At 38.2% G+C, this 11,167-nt stretch carries 11 protein-coding genes; 8 read left to right on the plus strand and 3 right to left on the minus strand.

The genetic code is table 11. From position 1 onward, the window contains the following. Nucleotides 1–97: 97 nt before the first annotated feature. Complete coding sequence (locus HP456_RS14035) at nt 98–643, plus strand: helix-turn-helix domain-containing protein (RefSeq protein ID WP_172252130.1); 546 nt, start codon at nt 98–100, stop codon at nt 641–643. 110 nt (nt 644–753) lie between these two features. On the opposite strand, the gene nagE is transcribed toward HP456_RS14035, so the two are convergent. Beyond that, entirely contained in the window at nt 754–2,640 is a 1,887-nt protein-coding gene (nagE, locus tag HP456_RS14040) for an N-acetylglucosamine-specific PTS transporter subunit IIBC (protein WP_172252132.1), read from the minus strand. Nucleotides 2,641–3,068: 428 nt separating this feature from the next. Here nagE and nagB point away from each other — a divergent pair, with 428 nt between their 5' ends. The 7 genes from nagB to HP456_RS14075 all read left to right on the plus strand — a co-directional run bounded on the left by nagB (nt 3,069) and on the right by HP456_RS14075 (nt 9,116). After that, complete coding sequence (gene nagB, locus HP456_RS14045; RefSeq protein ID WP_172252134.1) at nt 3,069–3,806, plus strand: glucosamine-6-phosphate deaminase; 738 nt, start codon at nt 3,069–3,071, stop codon at nt 3,804–3,806. Between the two features lie 83 nt (nt 3,807–3,889). Then, nucleotides 3,890–4,627, plus strand: coding sequence for an SIS domain-containing protein (locus HP456_RS14050; protein WP_172252136.1), 738 nt, complete (start codon nt 3,890–3,892; stop codon nt 4,625–4,627). An 867-nt stretch (nt 4,628–5,494) separates the two neighbouring features. Beyond that, the gene (locus tag HP456_RS14055) at nt 5,495–5,992 is read left to right on the plus strand and encodes a hypothetical protein (RefSeq protein WP_172252138.1); all 498 of its coding nucleotides are present in this window, start codon (nt 5,495–5,497) and stop codon (nt 5,990–5,992) included. Nucleotides 5,993–6,540: 548 nt separating this feature from the next. Then, the gene (locus tag HP456_RS14060) at nt 6,541–7,215 is read left to right on the plus strand and encodes a RibD family protein (protein WP_172252140.1); all 675 of its coding nucleotides are present in this window, start codon (nt 6,541–6,543) and stop codon (nt 7,213–7,215) included. Between the two features lie 144 nt (nt 7,216–7,359). Further along, nucleotides 7,360–7,605 carry a hypothetical protein gene (locus HP456_RS14065; protein ID WP_172252142.1) on the plus strand — a complete coding sequence of 82 codons (246 nt, stop codon included), beginning with the start codon at nt 7,360–7,362 and terminating at the stop codon, nt 7,603–7,605. A 101-nt stretch (nt 7,606–7,706) separates the two neighbouring features. Continuing rightward, a complete protein-coding gene (locus HP456_RS14070; RefSeq protein WP_172252144.1) occupies nt 7,707–8,240 on the plus strand; it encodes a cysteine hydrolase family protein in 534 nt (177 codons plus the stop codon). Between the two features lie 78 nt (nt 8,241–8,318). Continuing rightward, nucleotides 8,319–9,116, plus strand: a complete 798-nt coding sequence (locus HP456_RS14075; protein WP_172252146.1) for a phosphotransferase — start codon at nt 8,319–8,321, stop codon at nt 9,114–9,116. Between the two features lie 245 nt (nt 9,117–9,361). On the opposite strand, the gene HP456_RS14080 is transcribed toward HP456_RS14075, so the two are convergent. Beyond that, on the minus strand, nt 9,362–9,823 hold the full coding sequence (locus HP456_RS14080; RefSeq protein WP_172252148.1) for a carboxymuconolactone decarboxylase family protein: 462 nt from the start codon (nt 9,821–9,823) through the stop codon (nt 9,362–9,364). A gap of 107 nt (nt 9,824–9,930) precedes the next feature. Next, complete coding sequence (locus HP456_RS14085) at nt 9,931–10,800, minus strand: RNA polymerase sigma-70 factor (RefSeq protein ID WP_172252150.1); 870 nt, start codon at nt 10,798–10,800, stop codon at nt 9,931–9,933. Nucleotides 10,801–11,167 lie beyond the last annotated feature (367 nt).

The raw sequence follows: 11,167 nt of genomic DNA on the forward strand, positions 1-11,167 counted from the left end.
AATCATACTTAATTAAAGTAAATTTATTTTAACATAGAAACAAGAGATGAGTTAAGTAATATTTAATAAAATTAAATCTAATTTAACGGAGTGTATAATGGAAAATATTAATATAGGGAAAAAGGTTGAGCAGTACAGGAAATCAAATGGTTTAAGCATTCGGGAATTAGCTGACACAGCTGAAATAACACCTTCTATGTTAAGTCAGATTGAACGGGGGATCGCAAATCCCTCTATTCAAACTCTTAAGGTCTTAGCTAAAGTCCTGAATGTCCCTACATTCAGTTTCTTGCTGGAAGAAGTAAATACAGAAGAGTTAGTCGTCAGATCAAAGAATAGGCGGAAAATGGTGATTGATCATTTGACATATGAATTAGTATCACCTGATCTTTCTGGAAAACTGGCTTCGGCTATCATGACCTTTCCTCCTGATAGTACATCATCGGAAAAGCCTTTAGAACATAAGGGGGAAGAAGTTGCATTTGTCTTAACAGGGCAAATAAGAATTAATTTAGAGGGACAAGAATATGTCCTGGAAACCGGGGATAGTGTGAAGATTCCTTCCCGTATGAAACATCTGTGGATTAACGATTACAGTACAGAAGCAACTATCTTTTTCTCAGTCACTCCTCCTTCATTTTAGGGAGAACATAGGGGGCTGAGCTAAATAAAGCAAGTTCTGCATCTAATGAAAAAAAGTAGTGTCTAGCGGTGAATCATCCGCTTAAGACACTACTTTTTTTATTCAAGGTTTTATTCTATCGTTAACACTCCATTTTCACCCTGTTTTACGCTGCCAAGTTTCTTAAGATTAAGATTGGTCAAGTTCGTGAATATAACTGGTGTAGTGATGGAAGTGGCTGATTTTTCTATGAATGTAAGATCAAATTTTACTAATTCCTGTCCTTTTGTAACCTTTTCTCCTTCTTGGACAAGTACAGTAAAGCCTTCTCCATTCAACTTTACAGTATCGATTCCGATATGGATCAGGATTTCATATCCCTGCTTGGATTTGATTCCGATCGCATGCTTTGTAGGGAAGATGTTCATGATCTCTCCATCAACAGGCGAAGCGACAGATCCTTTCGTCGGAACAACTGCAAAGCCGTCACCCATCATTTTTTGTGAGAATACTTGATCTTCCACTTCTGTGATAGGCACAATTTTACCTTCGATAGGTGAAACAAAGTCCTTTTCGTTCAATGGAATCAATCCCCCGGTTTCAGGAGCAGGTGCCGCTTCTGAAGCTGGAATTGCATTCGTATGAGTTCCATCATATCGTTTCATGGCCTCTGCAACAAATTCAACATCTGTACCAACGATAATTTGCAGATTGGTCTTATTTATTTTCATGACTCCTTTTGCTCCATGTCTCTTTAATGAAGAGTCATTTACCTTCTCCATGTCCTTTACGTTAAGGCGAAGGCGCGTGGCACAGTTATCAATGACAGTAAGGTTATCTTTTCCGCCGATATCCTGGATGAAATAATGGGCGATTTGTTCATATTTATCATTTCCGACAGCAGGACCTGCGTGACTTTCTTCTTCTTCTGTTTCGTCTTCACGGCCAGGTGTTTTCAGGTTCAGTGCTTTAATTAAGACATAGAAAATGACGAAATAGATGACGGCATAAATGACTCCGACAACCAATATCAGCAAAGGCTTTTCAGCAATTTGGAAGTTGAGTAAATAGTCGATCGCACCCGCTGAGAATGTAAATCCATCCCGAATGCCAAGCAGGGATGTAATCCACATGGAAAGCCCTGTTAAAACGGCATGGACTCCATATAATAATGGGGCTACAAACATGAATGAGAATTCGATTGGTTCTGTGATCCCGGTAAGGAAAGAAGTTAACGCAAGGCCGATGAACATACCTGAAACAGCTTTCCTTTTCTCTGGTTTTGCAGTGGCGATAATGGCGAATGCAGCTGCGGGAAGACCAAACATCATAACAGGGAAGAAACCAGTCATATAGCCTCCTGCAGAAGGATCTCCTGCGAAGAATCGTGCAATATCCCCTGATTTCCCAGCATAATCACCGAATTCAAACCAGAACAAACTGTTTAATACATGGTGCAGTCCCAGTGGAATCAATAAACGGTTCAAGAAACCGTACAGCCCTGAACCAATTGCACCCATATCAATGATCCAATTTCCAATCCCATCAATGGCAGCTTGTACCGGCGGCCAACCATATCCCGCTATGCCGGCTATGATGACCATTGCAACAGATGTGACGATTGGAACGAATCTTCTTCCACTAAAGAATCCTAACCATTCAGGGAGCTTTATATCATGGAAACGGTTATAGAGCAGTCCTGCCACTATACCTGCAATAATTCCTCCTAATACTCCCATATTAATATTTTCATCCAGAGCCTGGGTACCGTTTGTTAAAACTAAGTAGCCGATAGCACCGGATAATGCTGCAGCTCCATTATTATCTTTAGCAAACCCCATTGCAACTCCAATGGCGAAAATCAGTGCCAAGTTAGCAAATATTGCGTCACCGGCATTAGCTATGAAAGCAATGTCCAACATATCAGGCTGCCCGAATCGAAGAAGCAATCCTGCTGCAGGCAATACTGCGATTGGAAGCATTAGCGATTTACCAATTCGTTGTAAAAATCCTAACATTGTACTCTCTCCTTTAAAGAAATTGATGAAAGCGTTTTTCTAAACAAGCCCTATCATAACACCGAATCTATATAGATGTCTATACCAATATCGATATCTGTACATACATCAATCCAGTTGTGACAGTAAATACATTAAATTGGATATTCGGAAAAAATGTGTATTTAAATTGGTATAGACATATTCGGGTTGGAGATGCTAAGATGATATCGGCTCATAGTTAAAAAGTGAAGCTGTATCATAAACGTTCGAAAAGGTGCGGGTTGATGAAAGATCATCACACATCTATTTTGCTAAAGGTAATACGGATTTATTCTGAAGAGTTCATTTCGACAAACGATTATCTGAGAAGAAAGCACAAACATTATAGATTATTTGTATAGAGGTTCTGCAAGACGACACTTGCATGTCTAAAGGAGGAAAACGATATGAATGTTATTGAAGTAAAGGATTATCAAGAAATGAGCAAACGGGCTGCAGCATACATTTTAGAAAAAGTCCGTCATTCAAAAAAGCTCAATCTCGGTCTCGCTACAGGAGGGACTCCTATAGGGACGTATCAAAATCTAATTGAAGATCATAATGAAAATCACACGTCCTATAAAGACGTCACAACATTTAATTTAGATGAGTATGCCGGCATTTCGGGAGATGATCCCAATAGCTACCGCTACTTTATGAACCATCAGCTTTTTAATCATATCGATATTGACAAAAGTAACACGTATATTCCACAAGGGGATGCATGTGACCTTAAAAAGGAATGCACGGATTACGAAAAATTGGTAAGCGATCATGGAGGGGTTGACCTGCAGATCCTTGGAATCGGGAGCAACGGCCATATAGGTTTCAATGAGCCAGGCACCTCATTTGAGTCCAACACACATATCGTCGAATTGGCTCAGTCGACAAGAGAAGCAAATGCACGATACTTTTCCAGTTTCGAAGATGTTCCCAAAAAGGCTGTTACGATGGGGATCGCGACGATTATGAAAAGCAGGGAAATATTGCTCCTTATTTCAGGAGAAAATAAAAAAGAAGCGTTATCTCAATTCCTGCACAATGAAGTAACGGAAAGCTTCCCTGCCTCCATATTAAGAAACCATCCAAATGTTACAATCATTGCGGATAAAGCCGCGTTGGCCAATGAGAAGGTATATATCTAAATCCTTTTCACTGTTATTTAACGAATGAAAGAATCAGCATTATCGTATGAACGGATTCAAAAAATAAAAAGGGGTTTCCAGCCATGTTCAATCAATATTTCGAAGAGCTCCAGAAATTATTGAATAGAGTCGAAAAGGATGAAGGCAATAGAATCAAGAATGCAGCACAAGCCATTGCATCTTCTATTCAACAAGATGGGATTGTCCACGTTTTCGGATGCGGCCATTCACACATGCTGGGGGAAGAGTTATTTTATCGAGCCGGAGGACTGGCACCAATCAGCCCGATTCTAATAGAAGATTTAATGCTCCATAAAGGGGCGGTTCGCTCTTCTCAATTAGAAAAAGCAGAACAATTAGCTGAAGATTTCATGGCTGATATCAGGATACAACCGGAAGATGTCGTGATTGTCGCTTCGACATCCGGCAGGAATCCCGTGCCGATCGATGTTGCCGAAATCGCGAAGAAACAAGGTGCTTATGTAATAGCCATCACCTCCCCCCGTTATGCCAAAAGCCAATCATCCAGGCACAAGACTGGAAAGTACTTATATGAATCATGTGACCTAACGATTGATAATCATATTGAGGTAGGGGATTCCCTTATGCAGCACGAATCACTGGATGAATCGTTTGGTTCGGGATCAACGGTTATCGGGGCGGCGATTGTCAATGCGGTTATGGCAGAGGCAGTCAACGTGATGATTGAACAGCAGTTTGATCCGCCAATCTTCAAGAGCGGAAACGTAGATGGCGGGGGAGAACATAATAGAAAATTGATTGATAAATATAAAAGCAGGATTCCCATGTTGGAACGATGAATACATGTAAGAAGAATAATTGGGGTACGATCCCCGCTGCAAAAACAGCCTGATTAGCAGGCTGTTTTTTTCTGTTTGAAACTTATATACAACAGGGGTTGGGAAAACCACGACATAAAGACGAACAATTTCAGTGTATGTTTTAAATACCGCTAATGATTTCCGTGCAAGACTTCACTTTCCGCGGGCGGTTGGTGAGCCTCTAGCCGCCGGAGCTGGACAAGTCTACCTAACACGCTTCTCACGCAGGAGTCTTCGTTTTGCACTCCAATCAATCGCTGGAACCGGTTTTGAATATGGATAAGTTTACACAATTTCACCCTGAGAGGATGGAGTGTAACTTATTTTAGTTTGTCTTGATCCTCCTTCTTCTTTGATTGAATAGAAGGTAAGAATACGGCAAGAAGGCAAAAATCTCTACTGCGGTTAGCACTCTGATATTCGTGGGTTTTCACATTTTATCTTTCCGTATAAAGGTCTGATTACCAAATTAACCTACGATGTAACGGGTAAGGAGCTAGTTTTGTTCATGATAACTCGGCATTGCACTCCAATCAACCGCTGGAAAGAGCTGAAATCTAAATGTACATTGAACAAAATAAAAACCCGAACTATTCTGCCTGTTAGTAGGCAATTTAGTTTGGGTTTTACTTTGATTAAAACACTTTTGTCCCACCTTCTCTATTTGTAATATAAGTGAACTCTGACAAGATTGTTATCGTGAAGATTAGGTATAGATACCAGCTTTTATATTTAAGTAAGAAAGATTAATTCAATAATTTGAAACTAAAAAAATTCTGTTTCCGTCTAACTTTTAAACTGTTAATTACGTTAAGGGAAGTTATATCTAAAAGGGGGTATCAAACAATGGAAAAGAAAAAAGGATTAATACCTTCAATAATCTTTGGCTTAATAATTCTCTTGTCCCTCTTGGTATTAACCTTCTTTATCTTTAGAGGTGAATACATCCTGGAAATGATCAAAGACGGATTAACAGAAGATCAACCAGTATCCAGTTGGGAGTTAAGTCCAACATTTACTTATGAAAATATGACTTTACATGGAACGGAAGGAAGGTTTGGGATTATGAAGGTGAACGGTGAAAGTGATGAGCCAGAATTTCCAGTAAGTGAAGGCAGATTGTATCACGTGTATTTCTTGGATAGTGATGAAGACTTTAATGGTAAACGATATAAAATGGAAGCAACTCATAAAGATACAGGAGAGACAGTACAACTTTATGAATGGGATATTGATAGCAAACAAAGCGGAGCAAAGTTCGTACTTGAAAAGGAAGGGCTTTGGAAGATTGATGTGTCAGTTGGTGATGAACCATATACAAGTTTTATAGTTGAAGCAAAGTAAATAAGTATTAAATGATCGGGGGATAACTGAAGATCGAGCACTGATCCCTTACTCAATTATTGGACAGTTTTTTATATAAAGGGGTTATTTTTTGGAAGAACACTAAATTGAGAGTTGTCTGGATTATTCCTAATGTATTCTGTTACCTGATGTTTGCAGGAATTTCAACTTTTATAGCTTTAAATGCAGAAGGTTTACGAGAAGTTAACCGGTTAGGTATATGGGTAATGGCAATGATTATTCTTTTCTTACTATCCATTTTGGGCAGTTATAGAATTTGGTCATGGATAAAAGAAAGAAAAATGTAATAATGTATTTAACGAAAGGGAGCTTATCTTGAACAGATAAGCTTCTTTTTTTGTGAAATTAATCATTGAGTTACAGATGGGATTTTGAAATAATTGGTATTAAGTTATAGAGCAGCGAGAAAAACAGAGTTATCTCTTTTTTTATAGAGAGAGGATTTTTGAACAAGAGTTACACAATAACTGAGCTCTTTTTTTGTTTACTATAACATGAAAAAGAGACTACGAAATGGGGGGGATATATTGAATAAACCAGAAGTAATTTTAAACATCTTTTCTTCTATTGATGGAAAAATTACCACAGCACCAGGAAAAAATGTCGCGGAATGGACAGCGGCAGGGATAGATGGAGAGGCAAATGAAATAACTCATCAACTATACGATGATTTAGATTGTGATGGTTTAGTATCTGGGAGTGAAAGTTTAATTGTTTGGGGGAAAGATTGGGTAGAACTGGATAAGCCTATCTATGTACCTCAAAAATCAAAAGCATATATTGTGTTTGATGGTAAGGGACGTCTAAATTGGTATCAAACAGAAGGGTTATTAGTTGTTACCAAAGAAAACGTTTCGAGTACATACATTCAACAGTTAAAAGAAAAAGGAATCAATTATATTCTAGCTGGAAAAGGAGAGTATATTGATTTACCTCTAGCTTTACATAAGTTATATGAGGTGGGATTTAGAAAATTGGGACTTAGTGGTGGGGGTTCAATAAATGGTGCTTTTTTAAGAAAAGGTCTGATTGATGAAATTAGTTTAGTCATAGCCCCTTTAGCAATAGGAGGTACTTCTACACCTTCTATTTTTGATTCAGAGAATTTAAAGGATATAGGTGATGCGACTAACTTAGAGTTAAAGAATATGAAGCCTGTTAGTGATGGGGCGGTTTGGCTTCAATATACAGTAATAAAGTAACTTAGCTACCTCAATTAAGCGGTCAAAAGCTGAAGATCGTGCAGTTGATTTCCAGCTTTTTCTTTGTTCCGTTAACAGGAGATTAATAGAATAAGTTCGAGTACACGAAACAAAGGATTTATCAATAATTAGGAGGAATTATTTATGGAAGGAACTATTAAGCAGAAAGATGGAAAGAGAATATTGTTAATTATAAGTTGGATTTCGGCATTTTTTCCTTATCTATTTAGTCCAATTGTGTTTGGTCCTATTGCGTTTTTTCTTGGGTTAGTTCTAAAAAGAGATTATGAAGTAGGGAATCAAGGAAAAATCATTATGGTCTTGGGAGCCGTTAATACAATAGGCGGAATTATATTTACAAATTGGGTAGTAAGCAACCTTGGAGTTTAAAGATTTTTTTGTTTCATCTTTACATGATGCTGGTAACTTCTGAATAGTTTTGTCGCCATGAATGATCAACGAAGAACTTTATAAAGGGAGAGTATAGGATTATGAGTAATGCTTTACTGATAATAGATGTACAGAAGGGGATGTTTCAGGAGGGGGCAGAGGTTTACAAAGGAGATGAGCTCATTTCTACCATAAAAACATTGATTGAAAAAGCTTATTCAACCAATACACCAGTATATTACCTTCAACACAATGCCCCGGCAGGGAAACCATTGGAATATGGCAAAAAAGGATGGGAAATTCACGCTGAAATAAAACCACGACCAGTTGATGTTATAGTTCAAAAAACAACTCCAGATGCATTCTTGAATACCAGGTTAGAAGAAGAACTGAGTAAAAAAGGGATAAAGCATATACATATTGCTGGAATTCAAACAGAAGCGTGTGTCGACACCACTTGTCGCACGGCTTTCAGTAAGGGATATAAAGTAACGTTAATTTCAGATGCCCACAGTACCTGGGACTCAAGTGAGCTTACTGCCTATCAAATCATAAACCACCATAATGGGGTGTTAAGGTGGTTTGCTGATGTCTATTCATCCAAGGAAATAGTTTTCAATTATAAGGGGCAATAACTTGAAGACTGCTTTAATTAAGGGTAAAAAACATCTCTATTGACACAATCAGAGAGTTCCTATGTTGGAGGAATTTTAATGAAAAATCACTATGAAAACGAAGAAGTGCTATCAGGTGGGAATGTCTCAAACGTATATCGTTCGGGAGATTCCGTGCGACGGGACTTAAAGGAAAATAGTTACAAAATTCATAAGGTATTAAAGCATCTGGAAAACAAAGGCTTCAGTTACGCACCGAAGTTTTTAGGTATTGATGAAAAAAATAGAGAGATATTATCATTTATAGAAGGAGAAGCTGGTAATTATCCTTTAAAGAAGTATATGTGGTCTAGTGAAGCTTTAAAAGAGATAGCGAAAATGCTGCGTCTCTATCATGACGCTGTAAGTGACTTTCCAATCGAAGATAGTTGGCAATCAATTGATAACACGCCTCAACCAATTGAAGTGTTATGTCACAATGACTTTGCCATCTATAATATTATTTTTAATCACGAAAAGCCGGTAGGAATTATTGATTTTGACGTTGCTGCTCCTGGTCCGAGACTTTGGGATATAGCCTATACTCTTTACACATGCGTACCTTTAAGCAGACTTTATCATTCCGAAACGGGTGGGGCAGTTTATTATGATCCGTTAAAGGATGCCGGCCGTATAAACCAAAGGATTGAAATGTTTTTTGAGTCCTATGGTATTGAGGGGATGGAGAAGGGCTTTTTAGAGATGGTATTGCAGCGATTAGAGGGATTATGTACTTACATGAAAAGAAGAGCAAGTAAAGGTGATAGTGCCTTTCAAAAAATGATAGAAGAAGGACACTTTGAGCATTATCAAAGCGACATAACATTCATTCGTGAACATGGAAAAGAGTGGATTTAAGGGGAAGGTTTTGTTGAGCTAACTGGAGAGGATATATCATTGGGTTAAAAAGGATATGTAAAAAAATAGGCAAACGGGCTGATAGGCTTAAGCTTTGAATTTGAGTTGGTATAAGTTATCACGGATATTCGGGAACTAGAGGTAGTAATGAATGAAAAAGGAAAAGGACCATCTTGTAGAATAAAGACTAAGTAAAAAATCCCTCGTATTTATTCTGAAATAGAGGGATTTTTTTTGGTGCATCATTACTTTTCTGCTGCAGGCTTGTAGTCTCCAGGTATGTTTTTGGCTGAAATGGCCAATCGGTTCCAGCCGTTGATCGTGATAATGAGAGTAATGAGATCGATATATTGTTTCTCATCAAAATGAAGGCGGAACCGCTCATACAGATCATCTGGTACACCGTTTGCCGAAATGTTTGTGACTGCTTCCGTTAATTCCAGCGCTGCCCTTTCCGCCTCAAGGTAGAAAGGTGTTTCACGCCAAGCACTCAAACAATAAATTCTTTGTTCGGTTTCACCATCTGCCCGGGCATCCTTTGTGTGCATATCCAAGCAGAATGCACAGCCATTGATTTGAGAAGCACGAATTTTAATCAATTGGATTAATTTGTTATCGATTTCCGTTGTTTTCTTATATTCCTCCAATTGAAACAGTAATTTAACAACTTCCTTGTTTGTCCGCATGTAGTTAACACGTTGTTCCATGTCTATCTCCTCCATTACTTGTTTTAGGGGTTCACTAATAAGACAAAACAGAGGAGTGATTTGTGACATAAAAAAAGAGAGCCGAATGAGCTCTCTTTTTATCCTTATTAAGGAACAGGAATATGATGTAATTTATCCGGATTTGAAACAATAAAGATTTTCCGGATATTTTTTTGTTTTGAATCTAATTCAAAGCAAATGATTTTGACAGGATGCCCATCTTTTACATGCAGGATTCCTTTCTGGCCATTGACCATCACCGGAAGAAGTTCTCCTATGAAACTTCCTTTAGCGGAAATTCCTTTAAGAAAGGCAGATACGCGCTGTTTGTTAACAATCGGATTTAATGCAGCAATCACCTTTCCTCCGCCATCGGTCACGAGTACCACATCTTCTGTAAGGATATCAATAAATTTCTCAAAATTTCCGGTCGCCGATGCTTTTATGAATGTTTTTGCGAGGAGATCAATATGTTCAGTGTTCTCCGGATTGACAGGCATATCCCTTTTTAATTTCCGCTTAGCACGGCTGTAGATTTTTCTGCAATTCACTTCAGTCTTTTCCAGCATCCCGGCAATATCCCCATAGTCATATGCAAATGCTTCTCTAAGAACGAACACTGCTCTTTCAACAGGTGACAGCTGATCCAGCAAAACGAGAAAGGCATAAGAAACGGTTTCGTCTTTTACAATCTTATCTAAAGGTTGCTCTGGTTGGAGTACCTGAGGTTCAGGCAGCCAGGGACCTGTGTAAATTTCTCTTCTCTTACGGGCTGATTTTAAAAAGTTCAGACAGCGATTCGTCGTCACTTTTGCAAGATATGCTTTCATGTCCTCAATTTGATTGGTGTCAAGCTTAAGCTGCAAGAATAAATCATGAACGATGTCTTCTGCATCGGTAACGGATCCAAGCATACGGTACGCAATGGAAAAAAGAAACGGTTGATATATCTTATATAATCTATCCAATTCATTCACTTGCTTCACCTATTTTCTATTACATTTCTCTTATAGTATATCCGTTTCGCAGATTAAGGACCATGCACAGAATTAGGTTCTTAGTCGTTTGTTTGGAGTCACAAGAAACGTTCATTATTATTGAACATAATACTAGTTACCAGAAGTTTTTGGTTATTCAATAATAGGACACGATTGCTGAGGAGCGGTCAGTCGAACTTCAGCTTCTTTGCTTATCATAACAGGCGTAAAGTGGTTAAAGGCAGTATATGAATGCATAGAATGTCAATGGAAGGTGAATTTTAATAACATCATTAATTTTCTTAAAATAGAGTAGTTAAGGATGATAACCATTGGGACTTCCAAATAGAAGAAAATTATATATTAT

It is taken from the genome of Bacillus haikouensis, from assembly GCF_013179555.1.
In the GTDB taxonomy this organism is placed as follows: domain Bacteria; phylum Bacillota; class Bacilli; order Bacillales; family Bacillaceae_B; genus Rossellomorea; species Rossellomorea haikouensis_A.